Raw genomic sequence first — 21,525 nt, 5'->3', positions numbered from 1 at the left:
TCACGGGACGGGGGCGGGCGGTACCCCCGGCGTTCGGATCGTGGCGGCCAACCAGGGCAACGTCGTTGCGAACGCGGTACTTCCGAACGGCCAGACGTGGCGACCCGGACGCGCGACCACCGCGCAGGTGATGCCCTGGGCGGTGCCCGCATCGCAGAGGGTGCGGGCGATCCGCGCGCTCTTCTCGTCGGGCTCGGGGACGACGAACAGCCCGGCGACACCGGTGTACCGTCCGTGTCTCGCCATCGCCGTGACGGGGTCGAACCGCGACCACGCCTGCGCGTCGCCGCCGAAGAGGCGGTCGATCGTCTGCTCCCGGTCACCCGCGTTCGGGCCGAGATCGCCCGCGACGTCGACGAAGGCGCTGAAGAGCTCCGGATGCATCACGGTGAGGTCGACCGCGCACGTCCCGCCACTGGAGAAGCCGACGACGCCCCAGTCCGACCGGCGCGGGCTGGTGCCGAATGCCGCGATCACGTGCGGCACGACGTCCTTGGTGAGGTGGTCGGCCGCGTTGCCGCGGGAGCCGTTGACGCACTCGGTGTCGTTGGCGAACGAGCCGTTGGGATCGACGAACACCGCGACCGGAGCGTTGCCGCCGTGTTGCGTCGCGAAGGCGTCCAACGTCGCTACGGCGTCACCGGCGCGCAGCCAGTCACCCGGGGTGTTGAACTGACCGCCGATCATCATGACCGTCGGCAGCGGTGGCGGCGGGGTCGTGCGAAACCAGGCGGGCGGAAGGTAGACGTATTCGGTGCGATGCGTGAAACCCGATGCGGCGGAACCGGTGTCGATCTTCAGCACCGCGCCGGGACCCGACCCGTCGGCCACCCGCTGACGCTCCCGTACCGCGGCCCAGTCCGTCTCGTCGGGCAGCGGGCCCGACGTCAGCTGATTCCACGCGGTGTAGACCGTCGGGAAGTACCCGATCCAGCCGTTGATGGTCAGGCCGGTGCTCAACAGGCACAGCGAGGTGGCCAGTGCGCAGAGGTTGCGCCGCGCCCACCCGTCACCGCGCCATCCCGCCACCAGGTTGCCCAGCGCCAGCGCCGTCAGCGCCACCCAGACCCACAACGCGAGCGGCGCCGGTTCGCTCGCCAGCCCGAGGGTCGTGAACACCGAGTGCGCGACGAGCGCCGCCGCGACCCCGAGGGCCACCAGCGCGGGCATGCCCACCACCAGCCAGCGCCGCGACCGGTAGCCGACCGCTGCGAACAGGAGCACCGCGGTCACCACCTGGGCGGTGACCGGCAGCCAACCGTCCATCAGCGACGGGGATGCGGCGGCGAACCCCAGTGCCGTCATGGGCGAGGGCGGTCAGCCCGCGGGGCGGGCGGCGCCGTCGCTCGCGCGGCCGCCCGGGGTAGGCGGTGGGTCGAACACGTTGCCCGACGTCGACTCGACGGGTCCGGACGTGAAGGCCACCACCCGCAGGAACGGCCCGATGACCGCATCGAAGAGAGCGGGCAGTACGGCGTAGGTGAAGATCGCCGGCCGGTTCATCCAGCCGACCTGGCGCTCGCTGGAGCGGCGGCCGTCGGTGGCGCGGACGATGGCGCCGACGATCGTGCCGGGCGACACCGCGGTGGGTGGGACTCTCGGCGCGCGGCCGAAGTAGTTGCCCGCCGTGCTGTACACCGGGGTGTCCACCGGACCAGGGTAGATGCCGTGCACCCGGATTCCGGGGAAGCGGCGGTTCTCCTGTCGCAGGACGCGGACCAACCCGCGCAGCGCGAACTTGCTCACCACGTAGGCGGATTGGAACGGCACGGCCGTGCGGCCCAGCAGCGAGCCCACCAGCACGAGGTGCCCGGACCCCTCCGACTGGAAGTGCGCCAGCGCCGCCCTCGCGACGTTCGCGGCGCCGAGGAGGTTCGTCCGCACGATGCCGTCGAACACCTCGACGGGGACGTCCTCGAACCGGCCGAACGCCGTGATCGCCGCGCATTGCGCCGCGACGTCGATCCGGCCGAACTCGGTGATGGCCGCGTCGAAGAGACTCTGCACCTGCTGGGCGTCGGCGATGTCGGTGGGATGCACCAGCACTCCGGCGGCGCCGGCCGCCCGGCATTCCTCGGCGACCTCCTCGAGCGTCTCCTCCGAGCGGGCGGCCAGCGCGAGGCGCGCGTGCCTGCCCGCGAAGCGAATGGCGGTCTCCCTGCCAATTCCCGAGGAGGCGCCGGTGACCACTACTACCTGCGAAACCTCAACTGGCTCAATCTGATTCATGTCCTCGTCACCTCATTGCACATCCCTCGCGGGAGGAAGCCGATCATGTCACCGCGGCGCGACGCCGTTCGCTCGCATTGAGCAGCTGCAGGACGGCGGTCGCGGCGACCGGCGCCCAACCGCCGCGCAAGCTGGTGCCCACGGCCGCCATGACGGCCACGGGGGCGATCAGCGCGACGGGGTCGCGACGCCGCTCGCGCACCCGCTCCAGCGCCATCGGCGTGCCGGCGGCGAGGTTCGTCGCCGCGGCCACGGCCTGCGGTGCCCACGCGTGCCTGACCCCGAGCGCGCGGGCGAACGCCGTCGCGCCCCAGAGCAGCAGGCTGACGTCGTGGGCGCGCTGTACCCGCTCGCGAATCACGGTGGCGGACTTGTCGTCTCGTCCCGTCGCGGCGCTCAATCCGGTGGCGCCCTCGGCCAGGCCGTCGAGCAGTTCCAGCGCGCTGCTCGTCGAGGACCGCGTCGGCTCCCAACCCAACTCGTCGCGCGCCTTCGAGGTGTCCATCAGCGGGGTGTTGGTGGCGACGTCGTACCAGCCGGGAGTCACCGCCACGACGCGGGCGCCGCTGAGCGCCGAGACCATGCGCCGCACCAAGCCCGGGTTCAGCTCGACGGGGCGCGCGCCGACGAGGGCCGCGACCTCACGGGTGTCCAACGCGTCGGCGGCCACGTTGAAGGAGCCCTCGGCCCGCTGCGTCAGCAGTCGGATCACGGCGTCGCCCACGTCGTCGGCATGCACGAACTGCAGGCCGAGACCCGCGGGCAGCGGCAGGACGGGCAGCCGGCGATCGCGCATCAGCTCCAGCAGCGTCCTGGGGATGAAGGGCCCGAGGTAGAGCGAGCGGATCAGCCACGCCGCCTCGCGCTGCACGACGACGGTCGGACGGAAGCGGGCCACCGCGATCTCGGGATGCTCGAGCTCGAACTGGTCGAGGATGCGCTCGACGACGACCTTGTGGCGGCTGTAGATCGACGTCGCCTGCCCGGTGTCGGGCCAGTCCTCGCGCACCGGCGCCGTCGCCCCCGCGGCGTAGATGCCGAGGCTCGACGCGTAGACCAGCTGGTCGATCCCGGCCGACGCCATGGCCGTCAGAACCGCTTGCGAGCCAAGGACATTGGCGCGGTAGAGGTATTCCTCGTCACGGACCGGGCGGACGGCGAGCGCGAGGTGGATGACGGCGTCCGCGCCCTGCATCGCCGGAGCCAGACGCGCGGCGGCATCGGGGGCGGACAGGTCGACCGCATGCCACCGAACGCGCTCGTAGATCGCGCCCTCGGTGGGCGGCCGCCGGCAGACGCCGACGACCTCGACGTCGGGCAGCTGGGCGGCGAGTGCGCGCAGGACACCCGACCCGACGTTGCCCGAGGCGCCGGTCACCACCACCCGCGTTGGCGCGGCCGTCATGACGGCAGGGGCCGCGCGACGGGGACCGATCGTGAAGTGTTCATGTGCTGGCGACATACCCGCCGTCGGTCCCGGCAAACTGAGCTTCGCGTGGTGTCGACGGCCGTGGCAGCGGGCATTCGCTCCATGGCGGCGGTATGGCTCCCAGCTATCGTGGCAGTCGAGGTCGATCCGAGAGTGGCGAAGGAGTGTGACGTGGCGCGCTATCTGGTGGCCGCCAGTCCGCTCGCCGGACACGTGATGCCGATGCTGGGCATCGCCGCCGACCTCCACCGTCGCGGCCACGACGTCACCTTCCTCAGCGGAGCCCAGTTCGACGGCGCGATCAGTCGGTTCGGCATCACGGCGGCGGCGCTGCCCGCCGACGCCCAGCCGCAGCCGCCGCGGTATCACTCGACGCTGCTGAAGTCGCCGCCGATGGTGGATCTGTGGTTGTCAGGACGGACCGACATGCGGGCCATGTTCATCGAGCCGCTGGCCGCGCAGTACCGCGGACTGCGGGCTCAGCTGGACGCCGCGCCCGTCGACGCGGTGCTGGTCGACATGGCCTTCACCGGAGCGCTTCCGCTGCTGCTGATCGAGGGCAGTCGTCCGCCGCTGGTGGTGTGCGGCGTCGGACCGCTCATGCTCTCCAGCGTCGACACCCCGTCCTTCGGCATCGGCTGGCATCCCCGGTCGTGGCTCGGTTACGGGTCCATGAACTGGTTCGTCCAGAACGTGTTGTTCGCCGACGTGCAGTCGCGCCTGAACGCCGCGCTGCGCAGCGTCGGCGCCGCGCCGTCACCGGTGTTCCTGACCGACTGGCCCAAGCTGGCCGACCGCATGCTGCAGCTCACCGTGCCCGGCACGGAGTACCCGCGGCGGGATCTGCCGTCGTCGGTGACGTTCACCGGTCCGGTGATCGCCGAGCACCTCGTCGACGTGGATCCCGCAGGCGTGGCCCCCGCCGGGGAGGTGGACGGTCTCCCGTCGTGGCGGTCCGGCGCGGCGTGCGACAGGACGGTCGTGCACGTCACCCAGGGCACCTGGGACAACCGCGACCATGGTCAGCTGCTGCAGCCGACGCTCGATGCGCTGGCCGACCGCGACGACGTCCTGGTGATCGCCACCTCGGGGCTACCCGATCAGCCGTCGTTCGCCGGATCCGTCCCAGCGAATGCCGTGATGACCGACTACGTGCCCTACGGTGCCCTGCTGCCGCACGTCGACATCATGATCACCAACGGGGGCTACGGCGGCGTGCAGCACGCGTTGCTGCACGGCATCCCCCTGATCGTGGCGGGTCGCACGGCGGACAAGCCCGAGATCGCCGCCAGGATCGAGTTCATCGGCGCGGGCATCGACCTCAAGACCGACCGGCCGACGCCCGACGCGATCGCCGACGCCGTGCAGCGCATCATGTCGACGGATCGCTACCACGCGGCGGCCGGGCGCATCAGCCGCGACATGGCGGGGACGACGCCCTTTGACACCATCGACGACGTGTTGGCCGGACTCGACACGGCCGACTCGTCGGTATAGCGGGCCTAGCATGTCGGTCATGTCGTCCCGTCCCCTGCGCACCCTCGTCGTCGGCGTCGCGGCCGCCCTCCTCGGAGCCGGCGCGCTGGCACCGCCCGCGGCCGCCGCGACCCCCGACGAGCTGGCGCTGGCCACCCTGGACCACATCGTGGCCGGCGACTTCGTGGCGGCGGCCGCCCCGTTCGACCCGACGCTGCAGAAGCGCTTGCCCCCGAACATGCTCGGCCAGGCCTGGAGTGCCTATCAGCAATTGCAGGGTGGTTACCAGTCCCACGGCGACCCGCAGGACACGCCGCGCGATGACCTCACCGTCGTGAACGTGCCCCTGCAGATGGCGAATCGGCCCGGGCAGTTCCGGCTGTCCGTCCACGGCGACGGCACCGTCTCGGGCCTGTACTTCCTCAAGGAGGGCGTCCCCGTTCCGTGAGGCCGGCGGTCTAGAAGAGCAGACGCCACAGACCGACGAGGCCGACGACGACGATGACCGCGCGCAGGGCCGTGGGGGAGAGCAGGCGCCCCCACCGTGCGCCCGCGAGGCCCCCGATGAACGAGCCCGCCGCGATGATGATCGCCGCCGGCCAGTCGACCCGGCCGGCGGCCAGCGCGACGTAGGCGATGGCCGAGACGACGTTGGCGACGAGGGTGAGGACGTTCTTGGTCGCGTTCATCCGCTGCATCGACTCGGGAAGCAGCGCGCCCATGAGCGCGATCTGCATGATGCCCTGGGCGGCGGTGAAGTAGCCGCCGTAGATGCCGACCAGGAAGTTGCCACCGGTCAGGGTCGCCATCCGGTTGCGCGACAGTTCCTCGGCCGACTCGCCCTTCTCCTCGGCATGCCTGCGCGCCCACCGCTGAATGCGCGGACCCGTCACGACGAGGATCAGCGACAGCACCAGCAGCACCGGCACCACCGCGAGGAACGTGCTGACCGGCAGGAGCAGCAGCAGGAACGACCCGATCACCGCGCCGACCCCGACCGCCGGAATCTGCCAGCGCAGCCGCGGCCACTGGCCGCTGAGCTCCCGCCGGTAGCCCCACACCCCCGAGACGTTGCCGAGCACCAGGCCGATGCCGTTGGAGATGGTGGCGACCACCGGGTCGAAGCCGAACGCGACGAGCGTGGGAAAGGTGATCAGCGTGCCCGAACCGGCGACGACGTTGATCGCACCTGCCCCGAATGCGGCGAGTGCGATGAAGACGATCTCGTGCACGGGCATCGCGACAGCGTACGGGCGTCGGCTGGGGCAACCTGGACGCCGGGTCCGTGCGCCGAGTGTGCGGGTAGCCGTCGAGATCGGTTGACCTGAGCGACGACACGCCGCACGGTCAGCGCGTCGGTGGCACGCGGACGGCGAGGAACGTCGGCGTTCGAACCAACCGGAACCCCAGCGACCGGTAGAGCCGGATGGCGTTCTCGTTGGACGCCGAGGCGTGCAGGAACGGCGTCTCGCCCCTGGCGTGGATCTGGTGGGCGACGGCATGCACCAGCCGCGTGGACAGTCCCTGGCCGCGGTGCTCGGGGGCAGTGCACACCGCGCTGATCTCGGTGTGTCCCGGCGGGTGCATCCGTTCGCCCGCCATCGCGACGAGCCTGCCGCCGCGGCGCACGCCGAGGTACGTGCCGAGTTCGATCGTGCGCGCGAAGAACGGCCCCGGCCGGGTCCTCTCGACCAGCGCCATCATCTCGGGCACGTCGTCGGGACCCAGCCGCACGGCGTCGGCGTCCGCAGCCGCGACCACGCCGTCGTCGACCAGTTGGACACCGGGGATGCGGTCGACGACCTGCCAGTCGGGAGGCGGGTCGCCCGTGACGCCGGTCAGTAGGAGAACGCTTGCAGGCCTTGATATCTCGGCCATGTCGGCCCAGTCGTCGGCCGACGGCGGTCCGGCGAATCCGGCGAAGGCCGCGACCTCGGTGGGATAGCGCGCGGAGTGCTCGAGCCGGCGGGCGAAGTGTGCGTGCGGACCGGTCAGCGAGGCGTAGACGGGGTTGTCCAGTGGGTCGTCAGACATCGCACGGGACGCTACCAACCCCGGCGATCACGTCCAGTACAGGAGCCGGGCCTGCGGCAGGGTCTGCTCGAGTTCGGCCGTGAACCACGACCGCAGCTCGGACATCGTGTCCTTGGGGTAGACGTACTTCGCGGCGCCGAACTTGCCGAACTTGCGCGTGCGACTGGGCTCGTCCATCTCGAGCTTGGTCCTCGGGTACCAGCCGGTCAGCACGTCCTTGCTGATGGCGGTGAAGCGGTGGGTGATGCATTCGACCGTCAGGTCCAGATCGGGGACGTCGGCGACGGCCTCGGCGACGTCGGCGAGCAGGGCGCCGTAGCCCTCCCGCCAATCCGGAACGGGCATGATCGGCGCGATGGTCAGACCGATGCGGTAGCCCGCCAGGCCCAGACGCCTCAGCGCGTGAATGCGCTTGGGCAGCCGCGCCGTACCGCCTTCGAAGCGGCCGGCGATCTCGTCGGCGTTGACCGACACGCGAACGCGGGTCCGGCGACCGTGCGGGAGGTCGAGCAGCGGCGCGACGTTGTCGTACTTCGTGGTGAAGCGCAGCCCGACGGGCCCGGCCCAGGAGTGCTCGCCGACGTGTCTGATCGTCGTCGACAGAGAACCCGAGAGATGCTCCAGCGCAAGGGGATCGGTGTAGCACGACACCTCGAAGGTCGTTCCTTCGTCGGCGCGGTCGATCGAGGCCGACGTGACGGTGCCCTGCCCCACGTAATCGTCCATCTGCGACAGGAGTTCGGGCAGATTCGCATACACCCGCGTGATCGGCGGCCCGGACAGCGAGCCGGCGAGGTAGCAGTACTGGCAATGGCCCGGGCATCCGGTGGCGAGGTCGATGCGCCAGTCGGCGCTGGGCGGAATGGGTTGGGGCCGAAGCTTCGACGGTGGTGCGACCACCACCGCCAGCGTGCGCTTGGCCATGGCGTAGGTCGACCGCTCGTCCTCACCCTTCAACGACGGAAGACGATCGCCCGAGAGCAGCTCAATGTCGTTGACACCGGCGGCTTCACAGCGCGCGACGATGTCGGCGCCGTGGGGGAGTTCGGCGGCCGAGCGGGTGACGAGCACCCGCGACGGTACCCACAGCACGGGTGCGTCGGCGGTCGACGCGGGCATGGTCATCTCAGATACGACCCTTCAGAATCAGGTGCCAATAGCTCTGCGGCAGGGCGTAGCGATCGAACGCCCACGCGCTACGCCGTGGCTTCAGAGGGTCGAGGACCGACGGCAGCGACGACGTCACCGTCCCCGTGCGGTCGAACTCGGCGGCGATCAGTCGGTGGGCGTCGGTGGCGATCGGCGCCACGGTGTACCCGTCGTACTCCTCGAAACCGTCGCCGGCGCGTGCGGCGAGCAGGTTGCCGACGAGGATCTTGACCTGCCGGCGCAACGCTCCGCCGGACGGGTCGGTGTCCACCGTCGCGCCGTCGCCGGCGGCCCAGACGTCGGGGTGGGCGCGATGACGGAACGTGCGCGGGTCGACGTCGACCAGCCCGAGGCCGTCGGCGGCCAGACCGGAATCACACACCCAATCCGGTCCGCGGAAGGGCGGGACGAGATGCAGCATGTCGTAGCCGACGTCGGTGGTGCCCGTCGGTCCGCTCACCGTCACCGCGTTCCGCTCGGGGTGCAGCGCCGTGACCGCGGTGCCGTGCAGCACCCGAACGCCGTGGTCGTCGAGCGCCCGCTGCAGCCTGCGATCCAGGTCGGGCACACCGAGCAGATGGGGTCGGTCGATGACCAGGGTGATGTCGACGCCGAGCCCCCTCCAGCGGGCGGCGGCGAGGAACAGCGGCTTGATCGTCGTGCCCGTGCAGCTCACCGGGGGGCGCGGCACGGTGAACACGGCATGCTGGCCGCGTCGCATGGACCGCACCAGCTGCCACGTCTTCTCAGCGCGATCGAGGTAGTTGCTGGAAACCGCAGGCGAGGCGGCTGCGGAGCAGCTGCCCGGCAGTGCCTCGTCGTCGGGCACCAGGCCGGTGCCGAGCACGAGGTCGCGGTAGCCGTAGACCGCGCCGCTGGCACAGCGCACCGTGTGCTCGGTCGCGTCCACGGCGACCGCGGCATCGCGAATCCACCTGCACCCCTTGGGCGTCACTGAGCGCTGCGTGCGTTCGGCGCGGTCGAGCGACGCCTCACCGGCGCCGACGTAGGACAGTAGCGGGCGGTAGGTGTGGACGAGTTGGGGTTCGATGACGGCGACGTTGGTGATGCCGCGTCGGAGGAGAAGCGCGGCAGCGCTGATTCCGGCATTGCCGCCGCCGACGATGAGAACGTCGAAGAAGGTGCTGGCGGGCTGCATGTGTAGCCCTTACCCGCATCGACGCTCCTGAATCCCCAGCACGGGGTGCCGCCGCTGCGGCCGGGCTCGTGGGCTCGCTTGCTCGGCGGGGTGTGCAAATGCCGCGGACGCCGCGGGTGGGGAGACGGACACGGTTGACGTGTGATGGGGTTCTTCGCCCGTGGTGACGCCAGGGCGCTCCCTGCATTCTTACGTCGTGACCGGATCGCGTTCTTCGGCAACCAAATTCACTTTGGGCCGCAGGCCGATCGCCGGCCCAGGGCTCGGATGATCCCGACCGGTCGAGCGGCCACTCGGCCATCCTGGTCGCCCGCCCGCGTCGTATCGCTGTTCAATTGCGCCTCAGACGATTCGTGTTGCCGCTGTTACCTTTTCGCGTTGATGCAGGTCTGCATCAGTCGTATTCATACTGAAGAAGAGAAGGTCGATGGCCAAGCACCGGGCTGGAAGCAAGCGAGCCATTCGCACATTGGCGCTGATCTCGGGGGCCGTGACCACCAGTACGTTGGTGGGTACCGCAGTGGGCGCCGCCCCGGAAGCAGCGGCCACGTGCGTTTCGTTCTCCGGTTTCAATCTCGGGTATGGCTGCAAGAGTGCGCCCCTGAGTCTGGCGATCGGCCTGGGGCCAAACGCGAAGGCGCACAGCGTGTACCCGTTCAGTCTGGCAATCAACAACGGTTGGCTGAAGGCACCTCCCGGGTTCAAGGATCCGTTCAAGGAAATCGGCGATGCACTCGCCCAAGCGGTGAAACACCTTCTGCCGCCTACGGGCTCTGATGCGGGCAAGGCCAATAAGCAGGCAGCGGACGAGAAGAAGGCGGCTGACGAGAAGAAGGCGGCTGACGAGAAGAAGGCGGCTGCCGCCAAGAAGTCTGCGGATGACAAGAAGGCGGCCGCTGAGAAGGCTGCGGCCGACAAGAAGGCTGCTGACGACAAGGCTGCCGCGGACAAGGCTGCTGCAGATAAGGACGCGGCGGACAAGGCGGCGGCGGACAAAGCGGCAGCTGAGAAGAAGGCTGCAGATGATAAGGCGGCCGCGGACAAGAAGGCTGCTGACGAGAAAGCTGCGGCTGAGAAGAAGGCTGCTGACGAGAAGGCTGCGGCGGACAAGAAGGCTGCCGACGAGAAGGCTGCGGCGGACAAGGCTGCTGCAGATAAGGACGCGGCGGACAAGGCGGCGGCGGACAAGGCGGCAGCTGAGAAGAAGGCTGCAGATGAAAAGGCGGCCGCGGACAAGAAGGCTGCTGACGAGAAAGCTGCGGCCGACCAGGCCGCCGCGGACAAGGCCGCAGCCGAGAAGAAGGCCGCTGATGAAAAAGCCGCCGCCGATAAGAAAGCCGCCGACGAGAAGGCTGCGGCGGACAAGAAGGCTGCAGATGAGAAGGCGGCCGACGAGAAGAAGGCAGCCGATGAGAAGAAGGCAGCCGATGAGAAGAAGGCTGCTGACGAAAAGGCCGCCGCCGATAAGAAAGCCGCTGACGAGAAGGCTGCAGCGGATCAGGCTGCTGCGGACAAGGCCGCAGCGGACAAGAAGGCTGCTGATGAAAAAGCCGCCGCCGATAAGAAGGCTGCTGACGAGAAGGCTGCGGCGGACCAGGCTGCCGCGGACAAGGCCGCGGCGGACAAGAAGGCTGCAGATGAGAAGGCGGCCGACGAGAAGAAGGCTGCTGACGAGAAAAAGGCTGCTGACGAGAAGAAGGCTGCTGACGATAAGAAGGCTGCTGACGAGAAGGCTGCGGCGGACCAGGCTGCCGCGGACAAGGCCGCAGCTGAGAAGAAGGCTGCAGATGAGAAGGCGGCCGACGAGAAGAAGGCTGCCGACGAGAAGGCTGCGGCGGACCAGGCTGCCGCGGACAAGGCCGCAGCGGACAAGAAGGCTGCAGATGAGAAGGCGGCCGACGAGAAGAAGGCTGCCGACGAGAAGAAGGCTGCCGACGAGAAGGCCGCGGCGGACCAGGCTGCCGCGGACAAGGCTGCAGCTGAGAAGAAGGCTGCTGACGAGAAAGCTGCCGCCGACAAGAAGGCCGCCGACGAGAAGGCCGCGGCCGACCAGGCTGCCGCGGACAAGGCCGCAGCCGAGAAGAAGGCCGCTGATGAAAAAGCCGCCGCCGATAAGAAAGCCGCCGACGAGAAGGCTGCGGCGGACCAGGCTGCCGCGGACAAAGCCGCGGCGGACAAGAAGGCTGCTGATGAGAAGGCGGCCGACGAGAAGAAGGCTGCTGACGAGAAGAAGGCTGCTGACGAGAAGAAGGCTGCTGACGAGAAGGCCGCGGCTGACCAGGCCGCCGCGGACAAGGCTGCAGCTGAGAAGAAGGCTGCTGATGAAAAAGCCGCCGCGGACAAGAAGGCTGCTGATGAGAAGGCCGCCGCCGATAAGAAAGCTGCTGACGAGAAGGCTGCGGCGGACCAGGCTGCCGCGGACAAGGCCGCCGCGGACAAGAAGGCCGCTGATGAGAAAGCTGCCGCCGATAAGAAGGCTGCTGATGAGAAAGCGGCCGACGAGAAGAAGGCGGCCGACGAGAAGAAGGCTGCTGACGAGAAGGCTGCGGCGGACCAGGCTGCCGCGGACAAGGCCGCAGCCGATAAGAAGGCCGCTGATGAAAAGGCTGCCGCGGACAAGAAGGCTGCTGACGAAAAAGCCGCTGACGAGAAGAAGGCTGCTGACGAGAAGAAGGCGGCCGACGAGAAGGCCGCGGCTGACCAGGCCGCCGCGGACAAGGCTGCAGCTGAGAAGAAGGCCGCTGATGAGAAAGCTGCCGCCGATAAGAAGGCTGCTGATGAGAAGGCCGCCGCCGATAAGAAAGCTGCCGACGAGAAGGCTGCGGCGGACCAGGCTGCCGCGGACAAGGCCGCCGCGGACAAGAAGGCCGCTGATGAAAAGGCTGCCGCGGACAAGAAGGCTGCTGACGAGAAGGCTGCGGCGGACCAGGCTGCCGCGGACAAGGCCGCGGCGGACAAGAAGGCTGCCGACGAGAAGGCCGCTGATGAGAAAGCTGCCGCGGACAAGAAGGCTGCTGACGAGAAGGCCGCCGCCGACCAGGCCGCCGCGGACAAGAAGGCTGCCGATGAAAAAGCCGCCGCCGACAAGAAGGCTGCCGACGAGAAGGCCGCCGCGGACAAGGCCGCCGCGGACAAGGCCGCCGCGGACAAGAAGGCTGCAGATGAGAAGGCGGCCGACGAGAAGAAGGCTGCTGACGAGAAGGCTGCGGCGGACCAGGCTGCCGCGGACAAGGCCGCAGCGGACAAGAAGGCCGCTGATGAGAAAGCTGCCGCGGACAAGAAGGCTGCCGACGAGAAGGCCGCGGCGGACCAGGCTGCCGCGGACAAGGCCGCAGCGGACAAGAAGGCCGCTGATGAGAAAGCTGCCGCCGACAAGAAGGCTGCTGATGAAAAGGCGGCCGCCGACAAGAAGGCTGCCGACGAGAAGGCTGCGGCGGACCAGGCTGCCGCGGACAAGGCCGCGGCGGAGAAGAAGGCTGCTGATGAAAAGGCTGCCGCGGACAAGAAGGCGGCTGACGAGAAGGCTGCGGCGGACCAGGCTGCCGCGGACAAGGCTGCAGCTGAGAAGAAGGCCGCTGATGAAAAGGCTGCCGCGGACAAGAAGGCGGCTGACGAGAAGGCCGCCGCCGACCAGGCCGCCGCGGACAAGGCTGCAGCTGAGAAGAAAGCTGCTGATGAAAAAGCTGCCGCTGACAAGAAGGCTGCTGACGAGAAGGCTGCGGCGGACCAGGCCGCCGCGGACAAGGCTGCAGCTGAGAAGAAGGCCGCTGACGAGAAAGCCGCCGCTGATAAGAAAGCCGCCGACGAGAAGGCTGCGGCCGACCAGGCTGCCGCGGACAAGGCTGCAGCTGAGAAGAAGGCTGCTGACGAGAAAGCTGCCGCTGATAAGAAAGCCGCCGACGAGAAGGCTGCGGCAGACAAGAAGGCTGCAGATGAGAATGCGGCCGACGAGAAGAAGGCTGCTGACGAAAAGGCCGCGGCAGACAAGAAGGCTGCAGATGAGAAGGCTGCGGATGAGAAGAAGGCGGCTGATGAGAAGGCCACCGCGGACAAGAAAGCGGCCGACGATAAAGCGGCAGCGGACAAGAACGCCGCCTCGGACAAGGTCGAAGAAGCTCGGAAGGCCTCTGAGGCAGCGGACAAGGCCCTCGCGGATGCTCAGGCGAGATACGACAAGGCCCTGCGAGATTACGAAGACCCCTCCGTCACAGGCCGTCAGACCAACCAGACGAACGACGAGTACCTGGCCAGGTTGGTGCCATATCAGAACGAACTGACCGACGCCTCGAACGCCAGAAACAAGGCGATAGATGGAGCTAGACGTGCAAAGGATCTCTACGAGTTGGCCAAGAGTCAGGCGGCTGCCAAGAACGCAGCTGAGACGTCGACGGCTCCCGAGGCACGCACGGCTCGAGACTTCGTGGAGGTTCCTCGAGTCAAGGATGCCGACGCGGTCGCCGCTCCCGGTAGCCGGAGTGCGGATGGCTCCGATGATGGCGACGTCAGCGATGCTTCGAAGGCCGCTGCTTCTGACACGCCGCTGCGCGGCAGCGGAGCCTCACACGACGATGGCTCGCTCGATGCCGCCAGTAGCGACGCACACTCGAGCAAGGAAGAGGTCGACGCTCTCAAGCAACAGGACCGCGTCGGGAAACACGGCCGACTCGCCGACGTCGACGAGCGAGAGGGCGATGGGGACGGCGACGCATCAGACGCCAAGGCCGTCGACGACGCTCCGAGCGCGGCGTCGCACAGCGGAGGCGCAGCGCGACCCAGCGCAGCCGCGGGTAAGGCGGCCGATTCCGATGAACCCACGTCAGTGCCGGCTGAAGACCGACCGACGACTCCCAAAAGTGGCTCCTGACAACGGTTTTGCGCCTGCCATGACGATCGGTTCGACTGCCCGTCTGAACCGCCCATTGGTCAGTCAGACACGCGTCGCGGAGTAGGTAGCGGTACAGATCGGACGGGATCACCAAGCGGGAACCTCCGGGGGCGTCCACGGCCGTAGAGTCTGGCCCGGGACAGCCGACGGATTGGACGGGATGACGACTCTGGGTCTAGCCCTACAGGCGGCAATCCTGTTCGCGGTCACCAATGTCGACGATCTGGTGATGTTGGCCCTGTTCTTCGCGCAGGGCGCAGGCAGGGACGGAGCAACGGCACGCATCGCGGTCGGCCAGTACCTGGGGTTCGTCGGCATCCTTGCCATCGCCGTGGCCGCCGCCTACGGCGCGACGTTCTTGCCGGAGTCCTCGATCCACTACCTCGGCCTCATTCCGCTGACCCTCGGTCTGAACGCCGCCTGGCAGACGTGGCGCCACCGTCGGAGCGCGGATGACGGCGTGCGCCGCGGCGGCGGACCGACGACGTGGTCGGTCGCGGCTGTCACGTTTGCCAACGGCGGTGACAACGTCGGCGTCTACGTGCCGGTGTTCGCGACGTCCGGGGCCACCCGTACCGCCCTGTACGTGGTGGTGTTCCTCGTTCTGCTCGCCGGGTTGCTCGTCGCCGGCAGGTACCTGGCCACCCGGCCGGCCATCGCCAGCCTCCTGAGCCGCTGGGGCCACGTCCTACTGCCGGTCGTCCTCATCGTGGTGGGGGTCGCGATCCTGCTCGGGGGATGAGGGGTGCGACGGTGTCCACCCTCGGCACGACCGACACAGGCCTCACGACGAAACGTCTGCCATCGCACGCTGGCGCCCCCGGCAGGAATCGAACCTGCGACCTAGGGATTAGAAGGCCCTTGCTCTATCCGACTGAGCTACGGAGGCAACGCGCAGGAGAGTCTATCTCCATCCCACCTGCCGACAGCCTTGCAACACCGGTAATGCGACCCGCACAGACAAGCCGCCGACTAGCGTGGGCTCCGCACTCAGTGGTGACGAAAGGGGATCGGCAAACGATGACCGACGTGCCGGAGATGGACGCGGCCGAACTGCCCGAGGAACTGAGTGCCGTCGATCAGTTGCTGCACCGTGGTGAGGCAAATCCGCGCACCCGCTCGGGAATCATGGGCGTCGAGCTGCTCGACGCTGCGCCGGACTGGGAGCGCTACCGGTCCCGCTTCGAGAACGCGTCGCGCAAGGTTCTGCGCCTGCGGCAGAAGGTCGTCATGCCGACGCTGCCGACGGCGGCCCCACGCTGGGTCATCGACCCCGACTTCAACATCGACTTCCACGTCCGGCGGGTGCGGGTGCCCGCGCCGGGGACACTGCGTGAGGTGCTCGACCTGGCCGAGGTTGCCGTGCAATCGCCCATGGACATCTCCCGGCCGCTCTGGACGGCAACGCTCGTCGAGGGCCTGGCCGACGGCACCGCGGCGTCGATGCTGCACCTCAGCCATGCCGTCACCGACGGCGTCGGCGCCATCGAGATGTTTGCCAACATCTACGACCTCGAACGCGACCCACCACCGGCCGACGTCGCGCCGCTCCCCATCCCCGAGGACCTCTCGCCCAATGACCTCATGCGGGAGGGCTTGAGCCGGCTCCCCGGTTCACTCGCGGGTGGCCTGCGCGGAGCGGTCGGTGGCGCGGCCTCGGTACTCGGACGGGTCGTCCGCGATCCGGTGTCCGCGGTCGGCGGCGTGGTCAACTACGCGCGGTCGAGCGCCCGCGTGATGGGCCCGGTCGCCGACCCGTCGCCGTTGCTGCGCCGGCGCAGCCTGGCATCGCGCACCGAGGCGATCGACATCGTGTTCGGCGATCTGCACCGGGCGTCGAAGGCGGCGGGCGGGTCCATCAACGATGCCTACCTCGCCGGCCTGTGCGGGGCCCTGCGGCTCTACCACGAAGCCAAGGGCATTCCCGTGGCCACCCTGCCCATGGCCGTCCCGGTCAACTTGCGTTCCGACGACGACCCCGCGGGGGGCAACCGTTTCGCCGGGGTCAACCTCGCCGCGCCGGTCGGCGTCGTCGATCCGGCCAAGCGCGTCCAGAAGGTGCGCAAGCAGATGATGGTCAAGCGCGAGGAACGCGCCATCGACATGGTCGGTGCCATGGCGCCGTTGATCAGCCTGCTGCCCGACGCCATCCTCGAGTCGGTGGCCGGGTCGGTGGTCAATTCCGACGTCCAGGCGAGCAACGTGCCCATCTACCCGGGCGATACGTTCATCGCGGGTGCGAAGATCCTGCGCCACTACGGGATTGGGCCGCTGCCGGGGGTGGCCATGATGGTCGTCCTGGTGTCGCGCGCCGGCTACTGCACGATCACCACCCGTTACGACCGCGCGGCGATCGCCGACGAAGCGCTGTGGGCGCGATGCCTCCAAGCCGGCTTCGACGAGGTCCTCGCGCTCGGCGGCGACGGACGGTCGACGCCTGCCTCGTTCACCTCCGATGCGGCAATCGCGCCGACGTCGGTGTCCATCTCGACCAATGAGGGTGCCGCGCAATGAGTTCGCAGAACGGGCAGAACAGCCGCCACGGCGACAACGTCGTCCTCCGCTTGCCGGGATCGGTCGCGGAGGTCGAGGCGAGCCCGCAGGGCCCCGAGGTGGGGGCGTTCTTCGACCTCGACGGCACCCTCGTCGCCGGATACACCGGCGTCCTGATGACGCAGGATCGGTTGCGCCGCGGGCAGATGAGCGTCGGCGAGTTCATCGGCATGGTCCAGGCGGGGCTCAACCATCAGCTCGGACGGTCGGAGTTCGAGGATCTCATCGGCAAGGGCGCTCGCATGCTGCACGGCAACTCGATCAGCGACCTCGACGAACTGGGGGAGCGGCTGTTCGTCCAGCACGTCCAGAAGCGGATCTATCCCGAGATGCGGGCGTTGGTGCGCGCCCATCAGGCGCGCGGCCACACCGTCGTGCTGAGCTCATCGGCGTTGACCGTCCAGGTGGACCCGGTCGCCAGATTCCTCGGCATCGACAACGTGCTGAGCAACGTCTTCGAGACCGACGACGACGGCCGCATCACCGGTGAGGTCAAGACGCCGATCATCTGGGGGCCGGGCAAAGCGCGTGCGGTGCAGACGTTTTCGGCCGACCACGGTATCGACCTCGCCAAGAGTTACTTCTATGCCGACGGCGACGAGGACGTCGCGCTGATGTACCTCGTCGGCAATCCGCGTCCGACGAACCCGGCGGGCAAGTTGGCGGCCGTCGCCGCCAAGCGTGGATGGCCGGTGCTGAAGGTCAACAGCCGCAGCGGCAGTAGCCCGGTGGCGCAGCTGCGCACGGTGGCCGGCATCGCCTCGCTGGTCCCCGCCGCGGCGGGAGCCCTCGGGGTCGGCCTGCTGACGCGCAATCGTCGCACGGGGGTGAACTTCTTCACCTCGGCGTGGACTCGGCTGTTGATGGCGGCCGTCGGAATCGACCTGAACGTCACCGGCGAAGAGAACCTGAAGGCCGCCCGGCCCGCGGTCTTCCTGTTCAACCATCGCAACCAGGTCGACCCGTTCATCGCGGGCAGGTTGATCAGCGACAACTTCACCTCGGTGGGCAAGAAGGAACTCGAGAAGGACCCGCTGATGGGAACCGTCGGCCGGGTGCTGGACGCCGCGTTCATCGACCGCGACGATCCGAAGGCGGCTGTCGAGAGCCTGCACAAGATCGAAGAGCTTGCCCGCAAGGGTATTTCGGTGCTGATCGCACCCGAGGGCACGCGTCTGGACACCACCGAGGTGGGCGAGTTCAAGAAGGGACCGTTCCGCATCGCGATGGCGGCCGGTGTGCCGCTGGTGCCCATCGTGATTCGCAACGCTGAGATCATCGCGGAGCGGAACTCGACCACGTTCAACGCCGGCAGCGTCGACGTGGCGGTCTACCCGCCGATCCCGGTCGACGATTGGACCACCGAGAACCTCGAGGAACGCATCGCCGAGGTGCGCCAGCTCTACCTCGATACGCTACGGGACTGGCCCCGGGGTGACCTGCCGAGTGCGCCGCTGTACGAACGTCTCGGCACGCCGGCCGCGAAGGCACCCGCCGCGAAGGCGCCCGCCAAGAAGGCGCCCGCGAAGAAGGCGCCCGCCAAGAAGGCGCCGGCCAAGAAGGCTCCCGCGAAAAAGGCTGCGGCGCAACCGAACACGGCCAAGAAGGGACGGCCGTGAAGGTCACCGCCGAGGCGCTGCACAGCTTCACGCCGACCGACGACGCCCTGGTGCTGGCGTCGGTCGACTCCGCCGCGGAAGTGCAGCTGCTCGACGACTGGCTAGCCGCTCAGCGCGAGAAGCACCCCGACGCCCGCATCGAGGTGCTGCAGCTGCCGAGTGAGAACGAGCCGCCGCCGGCGACGCTCGCGCGTCTGGTCGAGCTGCTCGAGGTCGACGAGAGTCGTTCCGTCGTCCCGGTGCGGGTGTTCTGGATTCCCGGTGGCCTGCCCACCCGCTCCAAGGTGGTGTCCTTCCTCAGCGGTCGGGACACCTACCGTCCGCCGAAGGTGTTGCAGCGCAGCATTCTTCGCAAGGATCCGGCGCGAGCGCGGGTCGTGGCGGGGGAGCCGGCGACGGTGTCGGAACTGCGTCAGCGCTGGAGTGAGACCACCGTCGCCGAGAATCCCCGCGACTTCGCGCGTTTCGTGATGCGGCGGGCGGAGCTGGCGATCGACCGCGTCGAACTGCGGCTGCTTGGCCCGGAGTACAAGTCGCCCCGACTGGTCAAGCCGGAGATCTTGTCGTCCAACCGGTTTCGCGAGGGGCTGGACAAGATTCCCGGGGCGACGCTGGAGTCGGCGGGCAAGATGCTCGACGAACTCGCGACGGGTTGGAGTCGTTTCTCGGTCGACCTCATTCCGACGCTCGGGCGGGCGATCTTCAGCCGCGGGTTCGATCCGAACATCGACTACGACCGCGCCGAGATCGAGGCGATGAGGGTCGCACTCGAGACGCACCCTGCGGTGCTGTTGTTCTCCCATCGCTCCTATCTCGACGGGGCGATCGTGCCGGTCGCGATGCAGGAGAACCGCCTGCCGCCGGTGTTCACCTTCGCCGGAATCAATCTGTCGTTCGGCGGGTTGGGCCCGCTGATGCGCCGCTCGGGGGTCATCTTCATCCGCCGCAAGCTCGACGACCCAACCTACAAGTACGTGCTCAAGGAGTTCGTCGGCTACATCGTAGAGAAGCGCTTCAACCTCAATTGGTCGATCGAGGGAACTCGGTCGCGGACCGGAAAGATGTTGCCGCCCAAGCTCGGTCTGCTCGCCTACGTGGCCGACGCCTACCTCGCTGGGCGCAGCGAGGACATCCTGTTGCAGCCGGTGTCGATCAGCTTCGACCAGCTGCACGAGACCGCGGAGTACGCCGCCTACGCCCGCGGCGGGGAGAAGACGCCCGAGAGTCTGTCGTGGCTCTACAACTTCATCAAGGCGCAGGGTGAGCGCAACTACGGGAAGATCTACGTCCGCTTCCCCGAGGCCGTGTCGATGCGCGAGTACCTGGGCGAGCCGAACGGCCCGATGACGCAGGACGAGGCCGCGAAGCGACTGGCCATGCAGAAGATGGCGTTCGAGGTGGCCTGGCGCATCCTGCGGGTCACCCCCATCAACGCCACCGGCTTGGTGTCGGCCCTGCTGTTGACGACGAACGGCGTCGCGCTCACCCTCCGTCAGCTGCACCACACGCTGCAGGACTCGCTGGACTATCTGCAGCGGACGAAGACGCCGATGACCAACAGCGCGTTGCGGTTGCGCACCACGGAGGGCGTGCGTTCGGCGGTGGACGCGCTGTCCGGCGGTCACCCCGTCACGCGTGTCGACGGCGGGCGAGAGCCGGTGTGGCGCATCGCCCCCGAGAACGAGCACCAGGCGGCGTTCTACCGCAACACCCTGATTCATGCCTTCCTCGAGACGTCGATCGTCGAACTGGCACTCGCCTACGCCGGTCGCGCGAAAGGCGATCGGCTGCAGGCGTTTTGGGCCCAGGCGATGCGACTGCGCGACCTCCTCAAGTTCGAGTTCTACTTCGCCGACTCCGCGGCCTTCCGATCCCACGTCGCGGAGGAGATGTCATGGCACGACGATTGGGAGCGGCACGTCGCCGACGGCGGCGACGCGGTGGACGCGCTGCTGCGGGCCAAGCGGCCGCTCATCGCCGGTGCCATGCTGCGGCCGTTCTTCGAGGCCTACGAGATCGTCGCCGACGTGCTCCGAGGGGCCCCACCCGAGATCGGTGAGAAGGATCTGACGCAGCTGGCACTCGGCGTCGGCCGGCAGTACGTCGCTCAGGAGCGGGTCCGCAGCAACGAGTCGGTGTCGGCGCTGCTGTTCGCCACGGCGCGGCAGGTGGTGGCCGACCAGAATCTGCTGGCACCCGCGGCCGACCTCGAGGAGCGTCGCTCGGCGTTCCTGGGTGAGTTGCGCGGCATCCTCGACGACATGAGCAAGATCGAGGAGTTCTCCCGCGAGCAGTTCTTCGCCCGCGAGCTGGCCGTGCGCGAGCAGAGCGTCTGAGCGGGCCTCGTCGCCGCCGTTCATCCACAGAGCGTCATTCATCCACAGGCACCGGGTTCATCCGGTGTGCGTCGGCCGTCCGCGTCGGGGGCGGGAGGCCAACTGGTCACGGCAGCGACCGCGCTGCCCGAGTGGACCACTGGAGGGAATGCACGTGTTCGAGACACCGTTCTTCATCGTCGGAACCATCGTCACCGACCCGATCCTGCGTCGCGTCGGCGAGCAGCAGGTCGTCAAGTTTCGGGTGGCGAGCAACTCGAGACGCCGCACCGCCGAGGGCGAGTGGGAGGCGGGCAACTCGCTGTTCGTCAACGTGAACTGTTGGGGTCGGCTCGTCGACGGCGTCAGCGGGACGCTGAGCAAGGGTGATCCCGTCGTCGTGGTCGGTCACCTCTACACGAGCGAGTACGACGATCGCGACGGCAACCGACGCTCGTCGGCCGAGGTGCGGGCCTTCGCCGTGGGCCCCGACGTCGCCCGCAGCACGGTCCGGATCGAAGCCCGCAAGCGTGCCGACGGAGACGTCAGAAGCGACCCCGCCGAGACCGACGCGCCGACCGACGAGGACCCGATGCAGGACCGGGCCCTCCCCACTGAGGGCATGGCCGCAAGCTTGCGCGCCTAGGATGGTTCGTCGAGCAGTAACCGCAGACCGG

The 21,525-nt window shown here is 68.5% G+C and carries 15 protein-coding genes and 1 tRNA gene; 8 read left to right on the top strand and 8 right to left on the bottom strand.

Going from position 1 to position 21,525, the window contains the following annotated elements:
- Genes G6N60_RS18915 through G6N60_RS18905 form a run of 3 tightly spaced genes read right to left on the bottom strand, consistent with a single transcriptional unit; the run spans window position 1 to window position 3,634 of the window.
- The gene (locus G6N60_RS18915; protein WP_246240843.1) at window positions 1-1,305 is read right to left on the bottom strand and encodes an alpha/beta hydrolase; all 1,305 of its coding nucleotides are present in this window, start codon (window positions 1,303-1,305) and stop codon (window positions 1-3) included.
- A gap of 12 nt (window positions 1,306-1,317) precedes the next feature.
- Window positions 1,318-2,229 (bottom strand): SDR family NAD(P)-dependent oxidoreductase, encoded by a 912-nt coding sequence (locus G6N60_RS18910; RefSeq protein ID WP_163740123.1) that lies wholly within the window; start codon window positions 2,227-2,229, stop codon window positions 1,318-1,320.
- A gap of 43 nt (window positions 2,230-2,272) precedes the next feature.
- The gene (locus tag G6N60_RS18905) at window positions 2,273-3,634 is read right to left on the bottom strand and encodes an NAD-dependent epimerase/dehydratase family protein (RefSeq protein WP_163740120.1); all 1,362 of its coding nucleotides are present in this window, start codon (window positions 3,632-3,634) and stop codon (window positions 2,273-2,275) included.
- 195 nt (window positions 3,635-3,829) lie between these two features.
- Between G6N60_RS18905 and G6N60_RS18900 the strand changes: the two genes are divergently transcribed.
- Window positions 3,830-5,155, top strand: a complete 1,326-nt coding sequence (locus tag G6N60_RS18900; protein ID WP_163740118.1) for a glycosyltransferase — start codon at window positions 3,830-3,832, stop codon at window positions 5,153-5,155.
- Window positions 5,156-5,174: 19 nt separating this feature from the next.
- Complete coding sequence (locus tag G6N60_RS18895) at window positions 5,175-5,582, top strand: DUF3887 domain-containing protein (protein WP_163740116.1); 408 nt, start codon at window positions 5,175-5,177, stop codon at window positions 5,580-5,582.
- A 10-nt stretch (window positions 5,583-5,592) separates the two neighbouring features.
- On the opposite strand, the gene G6N60_RS18890 is transcribed toward G6N60_RS18895, so the two are convergent.
- The 4 genes from G6N60_RS18890 to G6N60_RS18875 all read right to left on the bottom strand — a co-directional run bounded on the left by G6N60_RS18890 (window position 5,593) and on the right by G6N60_RS18875 (window position 9,476).
- Window positions 5,593-6,372, bottom strand: a complete 780-nt coding sequence (locus G6N60_RS18890) for a sulfite exporter TauE/SafE family protein (RefSeq protein WP_163740113.1) — start codon at window positions 6,370-6,372, stop codon at window positions 5,593-5,595.
- Window positions 6,373-6,481: 109 nt separating this feature from the next.
- Window positions 6,482-7,168 (bottom strand): GNAT family N-acetyltransferase, encoded by a 687-nt coding sequence (locus G6N60_RS18885; protein WP_163740111.1) that lies wholly within the window; start codon window positions 7,166-7,168, stop codon window positions 6,482-6,484.
- Between the two features lie 27 nt (window positions 7,169-7,195).
- Window positions 7,196-8,293, bottom strand: coding sequence for a spore photoproduct lyase family protein (locus tag G6N60_RS18880; protein ID WP_197746954.1), 1,098 nt, complete (start codon window positions 8,291-8,293; stop codon window positions 7,196-7,198).
- A 1-nt stretch (window position 8,294) separates the two neighbouring features.
- On the bottom strand, window positions 8,295-9,476 hold the full coding sequence (locus G6N60_RS18875) for an NAD(P)/FAD-dependent oxidoreductase (protein ID WP_163740109.1): 1,182 nt from the start codon (window positions 9,474-9,476) through the stop codon (window positions 8,295-8,297).
- Between the two features lie 646 nt (window positions 9,477-10,122).
- On the opposite strand from G6N60_RS18875, the gene G6N60_RS18870 reads away from it, so the two are divergent.
- Both G6N60_RS18870 and G6N60_RS18865 read left to right on the top strand, forming a co-directional pair.
- Complete coding sequence (locus tag G6N60_RS18870; RefSeq protein ID WP_163740107.1) at window positions 10,123-14,340, top strand: hypothetical protein; 4,218 nt, start codon at window positions 10,123-10,125, stop codon at window positions 14,338-14,340.
- 181 nt (window positions 14,341-14,521) lie between these two features.
- Window positions 14,522-15,103 carry a cadmium resistance transporter gene (locus G6N60_RS18865; RefSeq protein WP_163740105.1) on the top strand — a complete coding sequence of 194 codons (582 nt, stop codon included), beginning with the start codon at window positions 14,522-14,524 and terminating at the stop codon, window positions 15,101-15,103.
- A 70-nt stretch (window positions 15,104-15,173) separates the two neighbouring features.
- On the opposite strand, the gene G6N60_RS18860 is transcribed toward G6N60_RS18865, so the two are convergent.
- A tRNA-Arg gene (locus G6N60_RS18860) sits at window positions 15,174-15,250 on the bottom strand.
- A gap of 131 nt (window positions 15,251-15,381) precedes the next feature.
- Here G6N60_RS18860 and G6N60_RS18855 point away from each other — a divergent pair.
- The 4 genes from G6N60_RS18855 (at window position 15,382) to ssb (ending at window position 21,494) form a co-directional block, all read left to right on the top strand.
- Window positions 15,382-16,875 (top strand): wax ester/triacylglycerol synthase family O-acyltransferase, encoded by a 1,494-nt coding sequence (locus G6N60_RS18855; RefSeq protein WP_163740102.1) that lies wholly within the window; start codon window positions 15,382-15,384, stop codon window positions 16,873-16,875.
- Window positions 16,872-18,533 (top strand): HAD-IB family hydrolase/lysophospholipid acyltransferase family protein, encoded by a 1,662-nt coding sequence (locus tag G6N60_RS18850; protein ID WP_163740100.1) that lies wholly within the window; start codon window positions 16,872-16,874, stop codon window positions 18,531-18,533. The genes G6N60_RS18855 and G6N60_RS18850 overlap by 4 nt, the downstream gene beginning before the upstream one ends.
- Window positions 18,530-20,869: a glycerol-3-phosphate 1-O-acyltransferase gene (locus G6N60_RS18845; protein WP_163740098.1), complete on the top strand. Its 2,340-nt coding sequence runs from the start codon at window positions 18,530-18,532 to the stop codon at window positions 20,867-20,869. Before G6N60_RS18850 ends, G6N60_RS18845 begins: the two co-directional genes overlap by 4 nt.
- A 154-nt stretch (window positions 20,870-21,023) precedes the next feature.
- Window positions 21,024-21,494: a single-stranded DNA-binding protein gene (gene ssb / locus G6N60_RS18840; RefSeq protein ID WP_163740096.1), complete on the top strand. Its 471-nt coding sequence runs from the start codon at window positions 21,024-21,026 to the stop codon at window positions 21,492-21,494.
- Window positions 21,495-21,525: the final 31 nt, after the last annotated feature.

Origin of the sequence: Mycolicibacterium madagascariense, assembly GCF_010729665.1 — a bacterium.
In the GTDB taxonomy this organism is placed as follows: domain Bacteria; phylum Actinomycetota; class Actinomycetes; order Mycobacteriales; family Mycobacteriaceae; genus Mycobacterium; species Mycobacterium madagascariense.
The sequence above is the reverse complement of the archived record's forward strand: the minus strand, read 5'-3'. Positions and strand labels throughout refer to the sequence as shown.